16 protein-coding genes are annotated in these 20002 nt (G+C 63.8%); 9 read left to right on the forward strand and 7 right to left on the reverse strand.

Annotation, left to right across the window (positions count from 1 at the left end; genetic code table 11):
* Positions 1-968: 968 nt before the first annotated feature.
* From K6G35_RS13715 to K6G35_RS13730, 4 genes are all read left to right on the forward strand, one after another.
* Positions 969-1430, forward strand: a complete 462-nt coding sequence (locus K6G35_RS13715) for a DUF2147 domain-containing protein (protein ID WP_008645905.1) — start codon at positions 969-971, stop codon at positions 1428-1430.
* A gap of 160 nt (positions 1431-1590) precedes the next feature.
* Positions 1591-2562 carry a Bug family tripartite tricarboxylate transporter substrate binding protein gene (locus K6G35_RS13720; protein ID WP_008645898.1) on the forward strand — a complete coding sequence of 324 codons (972 nt, stop codon included), beginning with the start codon at positions 1591-1593 and terminating at the stop codon, positions 2560-2562.
* A gap of 277 nt (positions 2563-2839) precedes the next feature.
* Entirely contained in the window at positions 2840-5089 is a 2250-nt protein-coding gene (locus K6G35_RS13725) for a TonB-dependent receptor (RefSeq protein ID WP_495675835.1), read from the forward strand.
* A gap of 61 nt (positions 5090-5150) precedes the next feature.
* On the forward strand, positions 5151-5837 hold the full coding sequence (locus K6G35_RS13730; RefSeq protein ID WP_008645894.1) for a Fe2+-dependent dioxygenase: 687 nt from the start codon (positions 5151-5153) through the stop codon (positions 5835-5837).
* 34 nt (positions 5838-5871) lie between these two features.
* Here the strand turns inward: K6G35_RS13730 and K6G35_RS13735 are convergent, their stop codons facing one another.
* The gene (locus K6G35_RS13735) at positions 5872-6762 is read right to left on the reverse strand and encodes a LysR family transcriptional regulator (protein WP_035884293.1); all 891 of its coding nucleotides are present in this window, start codon (positions 6760-6762) and stop codon (positions 5872-5874) included.
* 146 nt (positions 6763-6908) lie between these two features.
* On the opposite strand from K6G35_RS13735, the gene K6G35_RS13740 reads away from it, so the two are divergent.
* Both K6G35_RS13740 and K6G35_RS13745 read left to right on the forward strand, forming a co-directional pair.
* Complete coding sequence (locus K6G35_RS13740) at positions 6909-7307, forward strand: tautomerase family protein (protein ID WP_495675836.1); 399 nt, start codon at positions 6909-6911, stop codon at positions 7305-7307.
* Positions 7308-7424: 117 nt separating this feature from the next.
* Entirely contained in the window at positions 7425-8258 is an 834-nt protein-coding gene (locus tag K6G35_RS13745; protein ID WP_008645889.1) for an aldo/keto reductase, read from the forward strand.
* A 55-nt stretch (positions 8259-8313) separates the two neighbouring features.
* Here K6G35_RS13745 and K6G35_RS13750 read toward each other — a convergent pair whose 3' ends face one another.
* Positions 8314-8712: a hypothetical protein gene (locus tag K6G35_RS13750; protein ID WP_008645888.1), complete on the reverse strand. Its 399-nt coding sequence runs from the start codon at positions 8710-8712 to the stop codon at positions 8314-8316.
* A 305-nt stretch (positions 8713-9017) separates the two neighbouring features.
* On the opposite strand from K6G35_RS13750, the gene K6G35_RS13755 reads away from it, so the two are divergent.
* Both K6G35_RS13755 and K6G35_RS13760 read left to right on the forward strand, forming a co-directional pair.
* The gene (locus K6G35_RS13755; RefSeq protein ID WP_008645886.1) at positions 9018-9605 is read left to right on the forward strand and encodes a BPSL1445 family SYLF domain-containing lipoprotein; all 588 of its coding nucleotides are present in this window, start codon (positions 9018-9020) and stop codon (positions 9603-9605) included.
* Between the two features lie 217 nt (positions 9606-9822).
* A complete protein-coding gene (locus tag K6G35_RS13760; RefSeq protein ID WP_495675837.1) occupies positions 9823-10752 on the forward strand; it encodes a recombination-associated protein RdgC in 930 nt (309 codons plus the stop codon).
* A gap of 28 nt (positions 10753-10780) precedes the next feature.
* On the opposite strand, the gene K6G35_RS13765 is transcribed toward K6G35_RS13760, so the two are convergent.
* On the reverse strand, positions 10781-11743 hold the full coding sequence (locus K6G35_RS13765) for an alcohol dehydrogenase catalytic domain-containing protein (RefSeq protein WP_495675838.1): 963 nt from the start codon (positions 11741-11743) through the stop codon (positions 10781-10783).
* A gap of 79 nt (positions 11744-11822) precedes the next feature.
* Here K6G35_RS13765 and K6G35_RS13770 point away from each other — a divergent pair, with 79 nt between their 5' ends.
* A complete protein-coding gene (locus K6G35_RS13770) occupies positions 11823-12821 on the forward strand; it encodes a tripartite tricarboxylate transporter substrate binding protein (RefSeq protein WP_186424733.1) in 999 nt (332 codons plus the stop codon).
* 94 nt (positions 12822-12915) lie between these two features.
* Here the strand turns inward: K6G35_RS13770 and K6G35_RS13775 are convergent, their stop codons facing one another.
* From K6G35_RS13775 to K6G35_RS13790, 4 genes are all read right to left on the reverse strand, one after another.
* Positions 12916-14103, reverse strand: coding sequence for a ribonucleotide-diphosphate reductase subunit beta (locus K6G35_RS13775; protein ID WP_008648139.1), 1188 nt, complete (start codon positions 14101-14103; stop codon positions 12916-12918).
* A gap of 140 nt (positions 14104-14243) precedes the next feature.
* A complete protein-coding gene (locus K6G35_RS13780) occupies positions 14244-17183 on the reverse strand; it encodes a ribonucleoside-diphosphate reductase subunit alpha (protein WP_495675839.1) in 2940 nt (979 codons plus the stop codon).
* A 519-nt stretch (positions 17184-17702) separates the two neighbouring features.
* Positions 17703-18305 carry a 1,6-anhydro-N-acetylmuramyl-L-alanine amidase AmpD gene (ampD, locus tag K6G35_RS13785; RefSeq protein ID WP_495675840.1) on the reverse strand — a complete coding sequence of 201 codons (603 nt, stop codon included), beginning with the start codon at positions 18303-18305 and terminating at the stop codon, positions 17703-17705.
* A complete protein-coding gene (locus K6G35_RS13790; RefSeq protein WP_495675841.1) occupies positions 18298-19998 on the reverse strand; it encodes a sigma-54-dependent transcriptional regulator in 1701 nt (566 codons plus the stop codon). The genes ampD and K6G35_RS13790 overlap by 8 nt, the downstream gene beginning before the upstream one ends.
* Positions 19999-20002 lie beyond the last annotated feature (4 nt).

A 20002-nucleotide genomic window follows, 5' to 3' on the forward strand; every position in this document is an offset into this window, starting at 1 on the left:
GACTTTCACACACGCTCCAGAGTTCCTTCATCGGGTCTTCGCACGATGAGTCGATGCGCGGCGGATCGTGTCGATGACGCGTGATCGCACACCCGCGAAGGCATCGCGCATACCTGCTCAGACACGCTTGCGATGCCGCGCGAAGTGCGCTGACGCGTTCACGCTCGCAAGCCGGAAAGCCGCATGAGCATTGACTTTCCGGTCCTCCATCAATGTCGCTCCATGCACTGCGGATTCTTGTGCGACAGCGTTCCGCGCAGCGCTGCCGCGTCGCGTTCCCGCGGGTGGCAACGCATGCGAGCACGCTCCGACTTGCGCAACCGTCGAACCATGCGCGCGCGATGCCCGGCGTCGGCATGCAAGCTTCAGAGAGTTGCGCGTGAGCGACGAAAGAGTGATGCGTCAAAGCAACGGTTTGTGTCGTCGTTGCGAAGTCGCACGTTCGATTTCGATGCTGTCGCAGTTCCTCGCCACGTCGAAACGCTCCGCGCGCGTCGCCACATCGCGACTGGCGATGTGGTTCGTGATGGTTGGAGGAGGTACGACGCAAACGCATCAGTCGTGCAACCGAGCACGATGTTCGCCACGTCGACCCGCTGCGTCGTCAGACAATGCAGCTGCATTCGAGCGATGCGCCGCATCCGGGTTCCTACTGAGACGGATGCGATGCAGGCGTGGCCGAATTCCGAAGGACTGTGGCGACATCGCTGCAGTTGGATGATGGCTAGAGGAAAATCTCGGAACCGCCGCTCATGCTGGCGTTGTTGCACGACAGAAACCGCGCCAGGCCGCGCCGGGCGGGCAATTGCAGCAAGCGCTACATTGCGCGCCAGTGCGTACGCAAACGGATGTTGGAGATTGCGGCGCGCGGCATCCGACAGTAGATTGGCGTCGCGCCCGCCGATACCCGATCGAGCGAACCAACTTTGCAACACTGAACATTGAACTCTGAACTGGAGACCACCACCATGCGCATGACCGCCCCTCGTACCCTGCTGCGTGCCGCCGTGTTCGCCGCTGCTTTTGCTGCCAGCGCAGCGGCAATGGCGCAAGCCACGCCGACCGGCACCTGGCAGACGATTGACGACGCCACCGGCAAGCCGCGTGGCGTGATCGAGATCAGCGAAAAGGACGGCGTCTACAGCGGCAAGCTCACGAAGAGTCTCGTGCCGCATGAAGGCCCGCCGACGGTGTGCGACAAGTGCACCGACTCGCGCAAGGATCAGCCGATCATCGGCATGACGCTGCTGACCGGTCTGCGCAAGACGGCCGACAACGAGTGGACCGGCGGCGAGATTCTGGATCCCGAAAGCGGCAAGCTGTACAAGTGCAAGATGTCGCTGGCCGAAGACGGCAAGAAGCTCAACGTGCGCGGCTTCATCGGCATCAGTCTGATCGGCCGGACCCAGACCTGGGTGCGCGCGCAGTAAGCGGCGAGTCGCCAGCCATTCACTGCCTCACTGACGCCTGCGCGAACGGTGAGGCAGCCCCCCTGAGCACGCTTCGCACACATCACCTGCTGTACAGGCATGTGACAGCTTCCTTCGGTAAGATCGTTTGCCTCTACAACGACATCCGGAGACTTTGAGCATGCGCTTCTCCCCACGCGGCCGCGTCATGGCCCTCGCACTCGCCACCACTTCCCTCATCGCCACAACCGCGCACGCCGCGGATGCCTGGCCGAATCACGTCATCAAGTTCGTCGTGCCGTTCACGGCAGGCGGTGCCAACGACCTCGTGGCGCGTGCCGGCGCCGAAGCCGTCAGCAAGCGCATCGGCCAGCCGGTCGTCATCGAGAACCGTCCCGGTGCGGGCGGCATCGTTGGCGCCGACTACGTGGCAAAGAGCAAGCCCGATGGCTACACGTTCCTGGTCGGCGCGGTGGGCACCGTGACCAACGGCCTGATCCGCTCGAAGATGCCGTACGCACCGGACGATCTCGTTCCCGTCGGTTTGATCGCAGTGAGCCCGTCGGTGATCGTCGCTTCGCCCTCGGTGCCGGTGAACAACGTCAAGGAACTGATCGAGTATTCGAAGAAGCAGGGTGGCGTGCCGTTCGCTACCGCCGGCAGCGGCAGCACGCCGCACTTCGTCGAGGAAATGCTCAAGGAAAAAGGCGCGGAGCTGACCGTGGTGCCGTACAAGAGCGGTTCGGAGAGCATCACCGCAGTCATCGGCAATCAGGTCGTGGCAACGTCCGAAGCGTCGATCGTGGTGCTGCCGCAGATCAAGGCGGGCAAGCTGAAGGCGCTGGGCGCGACTTGGGACAAGCGTATGCCCGCTGCACCGAACGTCGCGACCACCGCGGAACAGGGTCTGCCCGAAGTTCGCATTGGGCATTGGGCCGGCATCTTCGCACCGAAGGGCACAGACCCGGCCATCATCAAGAAGCTGAATGCGGAACTGAGCGCGGGCATGCAGAGCCCCGATATTCGCGAGCGCCTGATCCAGAACGGTATCGAGCCTGCAGGCGGCTCGGTGGAGAGCTTCGTCGCGTTTATCAAATCCGAGCGCGAACGCCTGGGTCGGATCGCGAAGAACGCGAACATGAGCGCCGATTAAAAAATCCGGATGCGGTCACCTGCCAGGGTGACCAAATGTATGCATACGGCCCGCCTTGAGCGGGCCGTTTGTTTTGCATCACCGCCGTTACAAAAGCGCATTAATCAGCATACGTAGCTCCCAAAACACCATCCGCAGGGCCTCTTACGTAGTTATTTGTATTTTTATTAAGTCATTCGACCGCGATGTATCTTGTCTGTGAACAGACAACAACGCAAATTGCAACGCGAATCGTTCGCATTTATATTGCGCCACGCCCGCACACATGGACTGGACAATGACTCGCCGCACGCCCCTGGCCACCGCCCTCGTAGCCCTTTTTGCCGTTCCTGCCACCCCTGCCGCCCTCGCCCAGCAAGCGCCCGCCACGGCCGCTCCTGCGCCGGCCAGCGCGTCGGAAACCGCGCCGGCAACGCTGCGCGAAATCACGGTCCAGGGCTCGGCCATTCGCGACGACTTCAGCCCGGCAGGCAGCCAGCTCTCGAAGCTGCCCGCTGAATTGCGTGACGTCCCCCAGTCCGTGACGATCGTGAACCGCGCGGTAATGGATTCGCAGGGTGCTACCTCGCTGGCCGATGCGCTGCGCAACGTGCCCGGCATCACGATCGGCGGTGCCGAGGGCGGCCAGATCGGTACCAACATCAACCTGAACGGGTTCTCGGCGCGTACCGACATGTACCTCGACGGCTTCCGCGACCGTGGCCAGTACTACCGCGACACGTTTGCGCTGGATCAGGTCGAAGTCATCATGGGTCCGTCGTCGATGCTGTTCGGCCGTGGCTCCACCGGCGGCATCGTGAACCAGGTCACCAAGAAGCCGCAGATGAAGGCCGCCACGGAGGTAACCGGCTCCGTCACCACGAACGGCCTGGTGCGCGCCACCGCCGACGTAAACACGCCAACCGGCGATACCTCCGCCTTCCGTATCTCCGCGATGGCGCAGGACGGCAAGCCGAGCACGCGCGACGAAATGACGGTGCAGGACTTCGGCATCGCGCCGTCCTGGCGCTTTGGCATCGGCACGTCCACCGAGATCACGCTGTCCGCCCTGCTCCAGCACAACGAGGACATGCCCGACTATGGCTTCCCGGCCATCAACGGTCACCCGGTCAACGTCAATCGCAACACCTACTACGGCTTCAACAACGACCGCACGCGCCAGGACATCGCCTCGCTTTCGGCCGGCGTCACGCACAAGTTCTCGCCGAACCTGCGCCTGCGCAACCAGACCTCATTCAACTACGTATCCACCGATGCGCGAGAGACGGCGCCCAATGCCGTGGGCTCGATTGATGCCTCCGGCAAGTTCACGGCGGCGACCACGACCTACCTGCCGCTGTCGCAGCTCTATGTGCGCCAACAGAGTCATGACCGCAGCATCCGCGACTACTCGATCTTCAACCAGACCGAACTGACCGCTGACTTCAACACCGGTCCGGTCAAGCACACGCTGCTGACAGGCCTGGAGCTTGGTCATGATGGTTACAACAACCAGAACTACTACCGGAACGGCAACTGCGGCAGCACGCCGCTGAATGCGAACGGGGCCACCACGGGCTACGTTGCCTGCACGCCTGTGGTCGATCCGGTCTACCAGGACTCACCTTCGAACGTCGCCTCGAGCGTCGGCAACCTGCAAGGCGGCTCAGCCAACACGATCGCCGTCTACGCCAACGATTCGATCGAGTTCAGCAAGCAGTGGAAGGCGGTTGCCGGCCTGCGCTACGACCGATATATCGCGAGCATCAGCAACTCGATCAACGCCTCCAACACCAGCGGCAGCACCGTGCTGCCGTATGCCAACCAGACCGTCAACTTTACGAGCGTGCGTCTGGGCGGCATCTGGCAGCCGACGGAGCAGCAGTCGTACTACGTGTCGTATGGCACGTCGTTCAACCCGTCGCTCGAGCAACTGGTCGGCACGGTGGGCCAGCAATCGCTGGACCCGGAGAAGAACAAATCGTACGAACTGGGTGGCAAGTGGGATCTGCGCAATGGCGATCTTCAGGTCAACTCGGCGATCTTCCGCATCACCAAGGACAACGCGCGTAGCCAGATTGACGCCACCACCTACGCGCTGACAGGCAAGATCCAGGTGGACGGCTTCCGCCTGGGCATGACCGGCCGCATTACACAGAAGTGGCAGGTGTTCGCCGGCTACACGTACCTCAATGGCGTGATCGAGAACGGCGTCGCCGCTGGCACGGAAGGCAAGGTGCCGCTCAATACGCCCAAGCACACGGCCACGGCCTGGACCAGCTACGCGATCTTGCCGAGCTGGGAAATCGGCGGCGGGGCGTTTTATATGTCGCAGCGCTATGCCAACAACACCAACACCGTACAGGTGGGCGGCTACGTGCGCTGGGACGGCATGATCGCCTACCATCAGCCGAAGTACGATGTGCGCCTGAATCTGTTCAACATCTTCGACAAGAAGTATTACGATGCACTGATTCAGTCCGACGGCGGCCGTTCGGTGCCGGGTACGGGCCGCACCGCGATGCTGTCGTTCACATACCGCATGTAAGTGCCGCCGGGGCCGCAGCGCCGGGCGGCTCCGATTTTCGCTCACTATCTATATAGATACGATGCTCGTCCGCATTCCGCAGGTTCTCAACGCCGAGCAACTGGCCATGCTGCGGGAGCAGCTCGATCACGCGGGCGACGCCTGGGTGGACGGCCGCGTTACCGCCGGATACTCCGGCGCGCCGGTGAAGTTCAACCAGCAGATCGACGAACGCTCCGAGGCGGCGGCGCAGTGCCAGCATCTTGTACTGAGCGCGCTCGAGCGCAATCCGCTGTTCATCAGCGCCGTGCTGCCAAACATCGTCTATCCGCCGATGTTCAATCGCTACAGTGAGGGCATGACGTTCGGCCTGCACGTCGATGGCGGCGTCCGCCTACACCCGCACAACGGCCGCAAGCTGCGTACCGATGTTTCCGCCACGCTGTTCCTGTCCGACCCGGCCAGCTACGACGGCGGCGAACTGCAGATCGAGGACACCTACGGCGTGCACTCGGTCAAGCTCGCGGCCGGTGACATGGTGGTCTACCCGTCCACAAGCCTGCACCAGGTCACGCCGATCACGCGCGGTGTGCGGGTTGGCTGCTTCTTCTGGATTCAGAGCCTGATTCGCGACGATGGACAACGCGCGCTGTTGTTCGACATGGACAACGCCATCCAGACGCTGAATCAGACCAACGCTGACGAACGCGCGCGCCGCACGCTAGTGGGCTGCTATCACAACCTCCTGCGCCAGTGGAGCGACACCTGATTCCCGTCCGCGATTCCCGCCCGGTCTTCCTCGCCTAGCCGAACTGCTCGGCCAGCGCCTGACGCGCCTGCCCAATGAACTCGCTCTCCCCGCGCCGGGCCCCCAGCAGATAGAACTCGGCCGAAGGCAGCGGCGGCAACTTCCAGCCCGCCGTGGCGGCCGCATCCAGCGGCGCGACACCCGGCCCGATGGCCGAGGCGTTCAGACATGACACGCCAAGGCCCGCCGCCAGAGCCAGATGCAGCCCGGCCACCCCGGATGCCGAATGGCCAATATCGAACGCGCGCCGCCGCCGTTTGAGCAACTGCACCACGAACTGGTGCATCGAACAGGTATCCGGTAACAGCACGAGCGGCAGCGTGGCCTGCGGCGACTCGGCGATCTCCGGTGCCGCGACCCACGCCAGCGCCTCCCGCCGCAGTACGACACCGGACTTGCGCTTCTCGTGCGGCGCAGCATCGCCCCCCAGACGGATCAACCGCATACTCAGGCCGATATCGAACTCGTCCATCTCGGCGGCAGCCTCGATGGCCGCGCTCTTCATGACCGTCACGTGCAGCTTCAGGTACGGATAACGGTCACGCAACCGGCGCAACATGCCGGCAATCTCGCCGGGGCGAAAGTAGTCCGTCACCGCCAGACGTAGCTCGCCATCGAGCGACTGTCCGCGCAATTCCTGCATCGCCAGTTCGTTCAGCGACAGGATGCGCCGCGCGTACTCAAGCAGCCGCGCGCCGGCCGGCGTCACTGCGGCCCCCTTCTTCCCTCGAGTCAGGAGGGGGACGCCGGCACGCTCCTCAAGCTTGCGCAATTGCTCGCTGACGGACGACTGCGACAGGAACAGCCGGGGTGCCGCCGCGGACAAGCTACCGCTGTCCGCCACGGCCACGAAGGTTCTCAGTTGATCGGTCTCGAATCCACGCATGGCTGGCCCCAATGATTCGGTATATCCGATTGATAGTATCGTATATTCCCGCTTTTCCGATATCAAGGCAGCGCCTACGATGACATCACCGCAGCGGAAAAATCATCCGCCGCACCGTGAAAACCAACCCAGTCAAGGAGCCCATCATGCCCCACATTGCCCTGCAGATTTCCGGCCATCCCGATACGGAACTCACCCGCCGCGCGGTCGCCGCGGTCGGCGAACTGACCCAGCGGGTCCTGCGAAAGGAAGCCGGCGTGATCGCCACCACAGTCACGTACATCCCGCGCGAACAGTGGTTCATCGCTGGCAAACCGCTGTCAGAGTATGCCGAGGGCCGCAACGCGTTCCAGCTCGACATCAGCGTGACCGACGAGACGAACACCAAGGCCGAAAAGGCGCAATATCTCGCAGCGATATTCGGGGCCTTGTCCGAGGTGATCGGCGACGTCAATCCCCTGTCCTACATCCATGTGATCGACGCGCGGGCGGCCGCCTACGGATACGGCGGCAAGTCGCAGGAATTCCGCCACCAACACGGTTGATTCGCGCATTTCAGTCAGCAGTGTCGTGCGGGCGGCTGGCTTGTACTCCGTGCCAATGTTCACTAGTGTGAAGGGCTGCAAGCCGGCATCGTCGGCGCTTCACACCGGAGTCATTGCATGAAACAAGTCACACTGCCCGGCGGCGAACGCGTGCCCGCGCTGGGCATGGGTACCTGGAACATTGGCGATCATCGCCAGACACGTGCCGAGGAAATCGCCACGTTGCAGCTGGGTCTGGATCTTGGACTGCGGCTGATCGACACCGCCGAGATGTATGGCGAAGGCTTGTCGGAGTCACTGATCGGCGAGGCGATCCGGGGGCGTCGCGACCAGACGTTCCTGGTCAGCAAGGTGTATCCGCACAATGCCAGTCGCAAAGGCACGGTGGCCGCGTGCGAGCGCAGCCTGAAACGCCTGGGCACCGACCATATTGATCTCTACCTGCTCCACTGGCGCGGCGACGAGCCGTTCGAGGCAACGATCGAGGCGTTCCTGGCGTTGCGGCAAGCCGGCAAAATCCGCCATTTCGGCGTCAGCAATCTCGACCTCTCCGACATGGAAGAACTATGGGATGTGCCGGGTGGCGATGAAGTGGCCGTGAACCAGTTGCTCTATAACCTGAGCCGCCGTGGCATCGAGTTCGACCTGCTGCCCTGGCTACGCGAGCGGGGGGTTCCCGTCATGGCCTATTCCCCGATCGAGCAGGCACGATTGCTGCGCAGCCCGGGCCTGAAGCGTTTTGCGCAATCGATTGGAAAGTCTCCGGCGCAGGTTGCGCTGGCGTGGCTGCTCAGCCGCGACGACATCATCGCTATCCCGAAGACTGGCAACCGCGAACGTCTGCGCGAGAACGTCGACGCGCTGGACCTGACGCTGAGCGCGGAACAGCTTGCCGCGCTGGACGAACTGTTTCCGCCCCCGCGCCACGTGCAGCCGCTGGCGATGCTCTGAACGCGGTCCACAAGACAAGACGGAACTGGCGCCGGCTATCCACCGGCGCCCCGATTTAGCGCTGTCCTGCCTTGTAGCGCTCTACCTCGACGTAGCGCGTGAGATAGACACGTGCCTTCTCGCGCGTATCCGTGGTCACCCGATCGGCAGCCTGTTTGGCGCTGCTACGGCCGTGGGCCGAACTCATGCCAGCCATCAGATACGACTGGAATGCGTCGTGCATGACTTTCAGTTGGTCCTGACAGGCACTAAGCGCACCGCCAGCCACGTCCGCCGGCACGGCCTTGCTCGAAACACCGTCGTCGACCTTGACCTGTACGCATTCCATGTATTTCACGCGTTCGGCCTGCCACGCCGGCGCAACCTGCACAGACTCCTGCGCGGCAGCCTGGGTTGCCGAGTCAGCCGGCGGCTGGGAGGAGGAGCAGGCGGCCAGCAAAGCGGCCATCGGCATCGTCGTCGCGGCGAGTCTGATCAGGCGCCCCCGCACTGGCGTCCGTTCGGAAGATTGAGAGGCGGCAATGCCGGCGTCTGGAGGAAAGGGGGCGATTGTCTGGTGCATGCTCCAAAGACCAGGGCGGATGATTTGAGTTTCAGAAGCCATTCCACTGATTTGCAAGAAATTGCAATAAAACAGGACTGACTTGCCTCATGTCAGATAGCAAGTCACGTATTGTCAGACAAAATCGCATTTGCGGAAGTGCATCGCACGCCTATGCTTTAGAGGCGGTTAAAACACTTCAACCCTTGGAGGAAAGCATGAAACGTCGAACATTCCTGTCCGCCGGCAGTGCGGGGCTTGTTGGTCTTACCGGTCTGGGTACGCTGGCAGGCTGCAGCGTCACGGGTCCCACCGACTCCGGTGACAATGCGTCCAAGCGTCGTGAGATCAACGTTGGCGCAACGGATACGCTCAATCGCCTCTACACGACAACCAAGTCCGCACAGGAACTGGGTGCCAAGGCCAAGGGCATCCTGATCTTCCCGAAGCTACTGTCGGCTGGTTTCATCGTCGGGGGTGAATACGGCGACGGTGTCCTGCGGGCGGGCGGTGCCGACCGAGGATACTATCGGGCGATCTCTGGTTCGTTCGGCTTTCAGGCCGGCGCGCAATCGAAAGCCTTCGTCCTGATGTTCATGACCCAGGAGGCGTACGACAAATTCGTGCGCAGCAGCGGCTGGCAGGTGGGCGCGGATGCCACGGTAGCCCTGGCGACGATTGGCGCCAACGGTCAGATCGATACCAATACGGCGCAGCAACCGATCATCGGTTTCGCAATGACCAATGCGGGCCTGATGGCTGGCCTGAGCCTGGAAGGCACCAAGATCTCGAAGCTCTCGATCTGACACAACTTGCCAGATTGCGAAGTATTGAATTGACGTCTTGATCAGGGGCGCCCGTCTCCTTACGGGCGCCCCTGATCACATCGCGACAGTCAACGCCTCCTCCTCCCCCCGCGCGTTCCATTTCTCTTCGCCGAACCTGCATCGGTATGCGCATCCGACCCCGATTGACCCGTTAGAATGCGTCCCTCCCCTTTTTCGTACGCGAGGCCGAATTCTCATGTGGTTCAAGAATCTCCAGGTTCATCGTTTCTCCGCCCCGTGGACACTCACCGCTGACGACGTTGAAGCTTGCCTGGCCAAGCACGCGTTCTACCCCGGCACCAGCCTGGAGATGCAGACGCAAGGCTGGGCATCGCCCCGCGACAACGGTCAGCTCGTACATTGCGTCAATCGCCAGATGCTGCTGGTGCTGCGCACCGAAAAGAAGCTGCTGCCGGCAACCGTGGTCAACCAGGTCACCAAGGCCCGCGCCGCAGAACTCGAAGAGCAACAGGGCTTCAAGCCGGGCCGCAAGCAACTCAAGGAACTGAAGGAGCAGATCACGGAAGAACTGCTCCCACGCGCCTTCAGCATCCGCCGCGACACACGCGTCTGGATCGACCCGGCCAATGGCTGGCTGGCGATCGACGCGGCCGGAACGGCCAAGGCCGACGAAGTGCGCGGGATGCTGTTCAAGGCAATTGATCCGCTGCCCGTGGCCAACCTGCACGTGAACCAGTCGCCCGTGACCGCCATGACCGAATGGCTGGCCACCGACACCGCTCCGGCCGGCTTCACGGTCGACCAGGAAATCGAGCTCCAGTCGAGTGGCGAAAGCAAGGCCACGGTCCGCTACGTCCGCCACCCGCTGGACCCCGAGGACCTGCGCCGCCATATCGCCGCCGGCAAGCGTTGCACGCGCCTGGCCATGACGTGGAATGACCGCGTGTCATTCGTGCTGACCGAAGCGCTGGCCATCAAGCGCGTGAATCCGCTCGATGTCATCAAGGAACAGGCCGACGCCACGCTGCATGACGAGGACGAGCGCTTCGATGCCGACTTCGCGCTGATGGCGGGCGAGCTGGCGAGCCTGCTTGCCGACCTGACCGACGCCCTGGGCGGCGAGCGCAAGGCCGAAGCCCCCGCGGACGTCCGAAAGGCCGCCTGATCCCACGTTTGCCATCCCGCCGGCGAGTTCAGTCTAGCGTCAGCACGATGCGCGTAGCCTGCTCGCCAGCGCGCCGCCAGACGTCCGTGACTGCGGACATCTGCACCAGTTCGAATTCCGTGCCGAGGTCGCCATCGCTGGCGCAGGCAAGGATGTCGTCGACCATCGTCTTCATATAGCCGCACGGCGGATGGTTGGCAGGGCCGCAGCCCATAAGCTGCACGCGCGAGTCGCGTAGCGCCGCAGGCGGCAGCATCATGCTGCCGGCCCCTCGGTTCGCCGTCGTGACGATGCGCACGCCACGGTCGAACATCGACATCGGCATCCCGTCGCACTGCACCAACGCGGCCAGCAGCAGTTCGAGCGCCTCGCCCCAGACGAAATCGATCACCACGTCGATCCCCTGCTCCGCGAACGAGGCGAATGTGTACTGCAGGGTGCTCGGCGGCTGTGCGAGGTCGATCAGCGCATCGGCACCGAGTGTGGACAACTGCTCGGGCCGATGACCGGCGGCGATGACGCGCCCCGCCCCTTGCAGACGCGCCGCCTGCACCGCCAGGCGGCCCGCGATGCCCGACGCGCCAAGCACCAGCACGGTTTCACCAGGCTCGACGTCGGCCCGCGTCGCCAGCGGCAACCATGCGGCCAGCGCAGGCCCGACCAGCGCCGCAGCGGCCGCCGAACCAACATCGTCCGGCAGCGGCGCCACCCACTCGGCCGGCGCGTACTCGGCCATCGCGCCATACGGCGCGCGGCCGGCCCGGAAGTAGACGCGCTGCCCGTCGGCGAGCCGCCCTACGCCATCGCGCCCACAAATGAACGGCAACTGCGTCGGCAAGCGGGGATGCAGCCCCTTGGCGATAGCGAGATCGGCCGGGCAGATCACTGCGGCCCTGACCTGGACCAGGGTTTCCCCATCGCTCGGATGGGGGTCGTCAAAGGTGGTGAAGCACGGCGTTTCGCCGAATTGGTACTGGACTACGGCTTTCATCGATGGCTCTCCTTGGTGGACCCATCACGGATCCTAGGGAGCCCAAAGTCCGAAGTCTCTGAGCCGAATCTGAAAGGAGATGCGCGTAAAATCCCTCGAAAACAACGAGGAGAATTCATTGAAGCCGTCACGCCTGTCCCTGGCCGCGCTGCTGCTCGCAGCCGCCACCGCCGCCCACGCCGCCTGGCCTGACCGCCCCATCAAGCTCATCGTGCCGTTCCCGCCCGGACAGGCCACCGATATCTTCGCCCGCGCGCTTGCCGAGAAACTGGGCAAGCAACTGGGCCAGTCCGTCATTGTCGAGAACCGGGCAGGCGCCGGTGGCAATATCGGCATGGAGGTTGCCGCGAAGGCACCGGCCGATGGCTATACGCTCGTGATGGCGGGCAGCGCGATGGCGATCAACCAGACGCTCTACAAGAAGGTCAACTACGACCCGCGCCAGGACTTCGCGCCGATATCAGGCGTGTTCTCGGTGCCTCTGGTGTTCCTGGCCACGCCGCAGTCGGGTTTCACCTCGCTGCGCGACCTGATCACGAAGGCCAAGGCGGCGCCGGGCAAGTACAGCTACGCGAGTGCCGGCATCGGCGGCACGCAGCACCTGTCGGCCGAAATGCTCAAGGCACAGACCGGCATCTTCGTCGTGCACATTCCGTACAAGGGCAGCGGCCCGGCGCAGGCCGATTTCCTCGGCAACCAGATTCCGCTGATGGTCGATTCGGTGACGGCCGCCATGCCGCTGATCCAGAGCCACAAGGCCTTGCCGCTGGCCGTGACCACGACGCAACGCGTGCCGCAGCTCCCATCGGTGCCAACCGTGCGCGAACAGGGCGTGCCGGGCTTCGAGGCGCTGGGCTGGGCCGTGATGATGGCGCCATCTGGCACGCCCCCGGCCGTCGTCTCGCAGCTGAATGCGGAGACCGTCAAGGCGCTGCAATCGCCCGAACTGCACAAGTTCATCACCGACCGGGGCTCGGAGCCCATGCCGATGACGCCCGCGGACACCGGCAAGTTCGTGGATAGCGAGATCCGCAAATGGGCGACGGTGGTGAAGCGGTCTGGAGCGACGGCGGAATAAGCCGCCAGGAAACAAAAACGGACATCAGGCTCTCGCCCGATGTCCGCACACTACCCATTCTGGCTGCCGTCTTCTCAACGCGGCAGCCGACCCCTCAATCCCACGACAGCGCGCCGCCCGTCTGGTACTCGATGACGCGCGTCTCGAAGAAGTTGCGCTCTTTCTTCAGGTCGATCATTTCGCTCATCCACGGGAACGGGTTTTCCTCGTTCGGGAAGAGCTGCTCCAGGCCGATCTGCTGGCAACGGCGGTTGCAGATGAAGCGCAGGTAGCCCTTGAACATCGGTGCGTTCAGGCCCAGCACGCCGCGCGGCATGGTGTCCTCAGCGTAGCGGTATTCCAGGTCCACGGCCTTCTTGAACAACTCGGTGATCTCGGCCTTGAACTCGGCCGTCCACAGGTGCGGGTTCTCGAGCTTGATCTGGTTGATCAGATCGATGCCGAAATTGCAGTGCAGGGATTCGTCGCGCAGGATGTACTGGTACTGCTCGGCAGCGCCGGTCATCTTGTTCTGGCGGCCCATTGCCAGGATCTGCGTGAAGCCCACGTAGAAGAACAGGCCTTCCATGATGCAGGCGAACACGATCAGCGACTTCAGCAGCTTCTGGTCGTTCTCCGGCGTGCCGGTCTTGAACGACGGGTCGGTCAGCGTGTCGATGAACGGGATCAGGAACTCGTCCTTGTCGCGGATCGACTGCACTTCATGGTACGCGTTGAAGATCTCGGCTTCGTTCAGGCCGAGCGATTCCACGATGTACTGGTAGGCGTGCGTGTGGATGGCCTCTTCGAAGGCCTGACGTAACAGGTACTGGCGGCATTCCGGCGCCGTGATCTGGCGGTACGTGCCCAGCACGATATTGTTGGCGGCCAGCGAATCGGCCGTCACGAAGAAGCCCAGGTTGCGCTTGATGATGCGGCGCTCGTCCTCGGTCAGGCCGTTCGGGTCCTTCCACAGGGCGATGTCGCGCGACATGTTGATTTCCTGCGGCATCCAGTGGTTCGCGCAACCGGCCAGATACTTTTCCCATGCCCACTTGTACTTGAACGGCACGAGCTGGTTCACGTCCGTGGCGCCGTTGATCACGCGCTTGTCGGCGGCGTTCACGCGGCGCGTGCTTTGCGCGGCGGCGGCGTTGGGGTTGTTGCCGAGGATGCCCGGCTCGGTGGCTGCCGGCGGCAGCACGCCTTGCTGGTCGACCGACGTGGCGACGGCAGCGGGTTGCAGGGCAGGCTGCGGCGCGGCCTGCGGTGTGGCTTGAACGTCGTCGTCCCAGCTCAGCATGTTGTTTCTCCGATGATTCGATCAGGGGCGGCTGTGGCCAGCTTAGGCGCATCGGCTATCGATGTGCCTGGCCCTCTCCCCCGGCCCCTCCTCCGCACAGCGGGAGAGGGGAGCAGACCGAGGGTACTTTCAGGTGTTGCTTACTGGCAGGCTTCGCACTCTTCGAAGCCAGGATCGCCCGGACGCATCGTGCAGACCGCGCCCTCGGCCTCCGGCATCGCCGGTGCGGCCGACGCGGCAGCGTCGATGCCCGACTGGCCGTCAGCGCCCGACGACACCGCGTTCAGCGAACCGCGCTGCACGGTGGACTTCTCCACGTGCGTGGCGGCCATCGTGCGCAGGTAGTACGTGGTCTTCAGACCACGCAGCCAGGCCTGCTTGTAGGTGTCGTCCAGCTTCTTGCCCGAAGCGCCGGCCATGTAGATGTTCAGCGACTGGGCCTGGTCGATCCACTTCTGGCGGCGGCTGGCGGCTTCCACGAGCCAGGTCGGTTCCACTTCGAACGCCGTGGCATAGATGTCCCGCAGGTCCTGCGGAATGCGGTCGATGCGGGCCAGCGAGCCGTCGAAGTACTTCAGGTCGGCGACCATCACTTCGTCCCACAGGCCGCGTTCCTTCAGGTCGCGCACGAGGTAGTCGTTCACAACCGTGAACTCGCCCGAGAGGTTCGACTTCACGTACAGGTTCTGGAACGTCGGCTCGATGCAGGCGGACACGCCGATGATGTTCGAAATGGTCGCGGTCGGGGCGATCGCGATGCAGTTCGAGTTGCGCATGCCGTGCTGCTTGATGCGACCGCGCAGGCTGTCCCAGTCCATCGTCGACGACAGGTCCACGTCCAGGTAGCCGCCACGTTCTTCGGCCAGCAGCTTCAGCGAATCCTGCGGCAGGATGCCACGATCCCACAGCGAACCCTCGTAGGTGCTGTAACGGCCACGCTCTTCGGCCAGCTCGGTCGAAGCCTGGTAGGCGTAGTAGCACACGGCTTCCATCGACGTATCGGCGAACTTCACCGCGGCGTCGCTGGCGTACGGCGTGCGCAGCACGTGCAGGCAGTCCTGGAAGCCCATGATGCCCATACCCACCGGACGGTGGCGCAGGTTCGAGTTGCGCGCCTTCTCTACCGCGTAGTAGTTGATGTCGATCACGTTGTCGAGCATGCGCATCGCGGTGCGGATCGTCTTCTGCAGCTTGGCGTGATCCAGCACGTACGTGCCATCGGCCTGTTGCATCAGGTGGGCCACCAGGTTCACGGAACCCAGGTTGCACACGGCGATTTCGCTCTCGTTCGTGTTCAGCGTGATTTCCGTGCACAAGTTCGAGCTATGCACCACACCCACGTGCTGCTGCGGGCTGCGGATGTTGCACGGGTCCTTGAACGTGATCCACGGATGGCCGGTTTCGAACAGCATGCCCAGCATCTTGCGCCACAGCTGCATGGCCGGCACTTTCTTGAACAGCTTCAGTTCGCCGTTGGCGGCCTTGGCTTCGTAGCCCAGGTAGGCCTGCTCGAATGCCTTGCCGACCTTGTCATGCAGGTCCGGGCAGCTGGCCGGCGAGAACAACGTCCATTCGCCATTTTCCATCACACGCTTCATGAACAGGTCCGGAATCCAGTTGGCCGTGTTCATGTCGTGCGTGCGGCGGCGGTCATCGCCGGTGTTCTTGCGCAGCTCGAGGAATTCCTCGATGTCCAGGTGCCACGTTTCCAGGTACGCGCAGACCGCGCCCTTGCGCTTGCCGCCCTGGTTCACGGCCACGGCCGTGTCGTTGACGACCTTCAGGAACGGCACCACGCCCTGCGACTTGCCGTTGGTGCCCTTGATGTGCGAGCCCAGCGCGCGCACGTTGGTCCAGTCGTTGCCCAGGCCGCCAGCGAACTTCGACAGCAGCGCGTTTTCCTTGAGCGCCTCGTAGATGCCTTCCAGGTCGTCCGAGACCGTGGTCAGGTAGCACGACGACAGCTGCGAGCGGCGCGTGCCCGAGTTGAACAGCGTCGGGGTCGACGACATGAAGTCGAACGACGACAGCAGCTGGTAGAACTCGATCGCGCGCGCTTCACGGTCCTTCTCTTCCAGCGCCAGGCCCATGGCCACGCGCATGAAGAACGCCTGCGGCATTTCGATGCGCACTTCGTCCACGTGCAGGAAGTAGCGGTCGTACAGCGTCTGCAGGCCCAGGTAGTTGAACTGGAAGTCGCGCGAGGCGTCCAGCGCGGCGCCCAGGCGGGCCAGGTCGTACGTGGCCAGCTTTTCGTCGAGCAGTTCGGCTTCGATACCGCGCGCGATGAACTTCGGGAAGTACTCGGCGTACTTCGTCGCCATCTCGGTCTGGGTCACTTCGGCGCCCAGGATTTCCTTGCGGATCGTGTGCAGCAGGATACGGGCGGTCACCTGGCTGTAGGCCGGGTCCTTCTCGATCAGCGTGCGCGCAGCCAGGATGGCGGAGTCGTAGACCTGCGTCATCGGCACGCCGTCGTACAGGTTCTTGAGCGTTTCCTTCAGGATCGGCTCTGCGCTGACGGCCTTGCCGAGGCCGCTGCAGGCGTTATCGATCAGCGCGTGCAACGCCGCCAGGTCCAGCTGGTACGTCACACCGTTATCGGTCACGTTGAACGACACGCCGGCCTCCTGTACGCGGGCCACCGCCTGCGCGTTGGCCTGGGCGCGTTCCTGCGTGCGCTTTTCGCGGTACAGCACGTAGGCGCGGGCCACCTCATGTTCGCCCGAGCGCATCAGCGCCAGTTCCACGTGATCCTGCACGTCTTCGATATGGAACGTGCCGCCGTTCGGACGGCTGCGCACCAGCGCGCGCACCACATTCTGGGTCAGTTGCTCGACGATCTCGCGCACGCGCGCGGATCCCGCGCCCTGGCCGCCGTTGACGGCCAGGAATGCCTTGGTCATGGCCACGGCAATCTTGTTCGGCTCGAACGACACCACGGCGCCGTTACGGCGGATCAGCTTGTAGTCCTGATAGGTAACGCCTGCAGCGACGGGGCTCTGCTGCGCAATGCCGGCTGCTGCGCCAGCAACGCCAGTCACGCCAGTGGTTTGTTGTTCGTTTTGGGCCGTTTGCATGAGGTAACTCCTGTTTTAACCCTTGTATTGAAGACTTCTGCTGAAGATGACAAAGTCCCTAGCAAAATGCGCTCCAGAAGACACTCGACACTGGCCATGCCAGGCGAGAACCAAACTGCACAGGCGTTCATTCTGCTAGGGACTCTTTTACAGCCCGACCCGGTTGAATTTTGTGACGCACACACCGCAAGCTGCTGCGGCGAGGCTTCACTCTTGGGTCGGCTCCCCGGAAAAACCACTAGATATAGTGGTCACATCGAAAATCTGGGCTAAGTATAGTGAAACGAGCCTGAATGACCAGTCTTGACAATCAGCTTTCACATTGCCCGGCCGGCGGTGCGGCAGCGCCACAATCCCGCAAAGCCCGCTGCCTCAAGGGTTCGCGGCAAGCCGTTCGGTGGCGCACAAGATTTTGAAAATATTTCTATGGGAACAGGTCGGCGATAGGTGCCCCAGAATGTGGCAGCCGTCGTGACGATTCGGGGCCCGGCGCACCCTATTTGGCCCCCCCTGGGAAACCTACCTTGCGTGCCGGTACGGCATCATCGCCGGCGGTAGCGCGGCCTGTTTCGCAAAGCGGCTCCAGTCGAAGTGGGGGCCTGGGTCGGTCTTGCGCCCCGGCGCAATGTCGCTGTGGCCAGCGACGCCCTGGATCGGATAGGCGGCCCGCAGGGCACTCACCAGCGCGGCCACCGTCTCGTATTGCGCTGGCGTGAACGGCTGGTCGTCGGCGCCCTCGATCTCGATGCCGATCGAGAAGTCGTTGCAGCGTTGGCGTCCGCAATAGTCGGACTGGCCAGCGTGCCACGCACGTTGCGTGCAGGCGACAAACTGAACCGGCTCGCCATCGCGACGGACCAGGAAGTGGGCCGATACCCGGACGTCGCGAATCGTCTCGAAAAACGGATGGCGCGTGGCATCGAGCCGATTCTGGAAGAACGCCTCGATATCGTCGGAGCCGAACTGCCCCGGCGGCAGGCTGATGTTGTGCAGTACCACCACATCGACCGCCATGCCTTCGGGGCGGGCGTCGAAGTTCGGGGACGGCACGCGGCGGGCCGCGGGGATCCAGCCGTCGGCGTCGGGCTGCCAGTCACGGACCCGGCCTGCGGCGTCAGACATCTCGCCCCTCCCCTTCGGCCAGCGATTCGCTATCGTCCCGGCCACTGCGCCCATCCTCCTCGCAGATGCCAAGTTGCTCGATCCGGTACCGCAACTGGCGGAAGTTCAGACCCAGCAGCGGCGCCGCGGCGGTCCGGTTGAAGCCGGTCTGCCGCAAGGCGCGCAGGATCAGCTCGCGCTCCATCGCCTCCAGGTGCGCGGGGAGATTGATCGGGAACGTGGTGGCAGCCGGCGCGCCAGCATCGGGGGCAGGCGCGGCAACCGGCCCCGACACGGGGATCGGGGCCGGTACAGGCGCCGGTTCTGGCATCGCCGCCACGGGCGTCGCTGGAGCGGGCACACCCCAGGCTCCGGCGGTACCCCACCGGTGATACATGGCTGCCGGCGGCACGGCAGTCAACGGCGCCGCCGCGAGGGATGGCGCAGCCGCCATGGCCGTCTGCATCAGCGCGGCACGCTCGATGCCGGTGTCGAGCGGCCCCAGGTCGGCCACTTCGATCTCCTCGCTTTCAGCGAACGCGTAGGCACGCTCGAGCAGGTTCTCGAGCTCGCGCACGTTCCCCGGAAATTCGTACGCGCAGAGCCATTCCAGCGCCGCGCGTGACAGCCGCTTGGGATGCGCATCGCCGTAGCGCACGGCCAGATGCTCGAGAATCGCGCGGGCAAGCACCGGGATGTCCTCGGCGCGCTCGCGCATCGTGGGCATCCGGAGTTCGAGCACGTTGAGGCGGTAGTACAAGTCCTGGCGGAATGACCCGGCGGCGACCATCGCGGCCAGGTCCTTGTGGCTGGCGCACATGACGCGCACATCCACGCTGTCTTCCTTGCTGGCGCCGATCTTGCGCACGCGGCGTTCCTGCAGCGCGCGCAGCAGCTTCACCTGCATCGCCAGCGGCAGGTCCGCGACCTCATCGAGCAGCAGCGTGCCGCCATTGGCGGCCTGAAAGAACCCGCCGCGCTCGGCATCGGCCCCAGTAAAGGCGCCTTTGACGTGGCCGAAGAACTCGGCCTCCATCAACGCTTCGGGGATCGCGCCGCAGTTCACGGCCACGAATGAATGCGCCGAGCGCGCGCTGATCGCGTGAATCGCTCGCGCCGCTCGTTCCTTGCCGCTGCCGGATTCGCCGCTGATCACCACCGGTGCCATGCTGCGCGCCAGACGCGGCAGCGAGCGCCGTACCTCGTGAATTGCCGGCGAGACCCCCGGTAGCAGCCCGGCCGCACGATCGCCCAGACTGGTCCCATCGGTCGCGTCGGACGAGTCCCCCGCATCGGCCTGATCGGATGTGTCGTTACCGTTCGCACCGCGCTGATGACGGCCCAGCGCGTTGAGAATCAGCGTGCGGAGTTGCTCCAGAGATACCGGCTTGGCGATGTAGTCGAACGCGCCGGCCTTCAGCGCATCCACGGCGTTGTCCGCGCTGCCATACGCCGTGATCACGGCCACCGGGGTGCGCTCGGGCGACGCCGACAACTGGCGCACGATCTCGATGCCCAGGCCATCGCCGAGCCGCATGTCGGTCAGCACCAGACTGTAGCGCCGCTCGGCCAGACGCAGGCGGGCCTCGGCCAGCGAGCCGGCCATCACCACGTCATGCCCCATGCGTCGCAGCGAGATATCCAGCAGCTCGCGCAGGTCAGCCTCGTCGTCGATGACGAGAATCGGATCGGGTGCGGACAATCTGGGAGGCATGGAT

The organism is Cupriavidus sp. HY129, assembly GCF_059492215.1.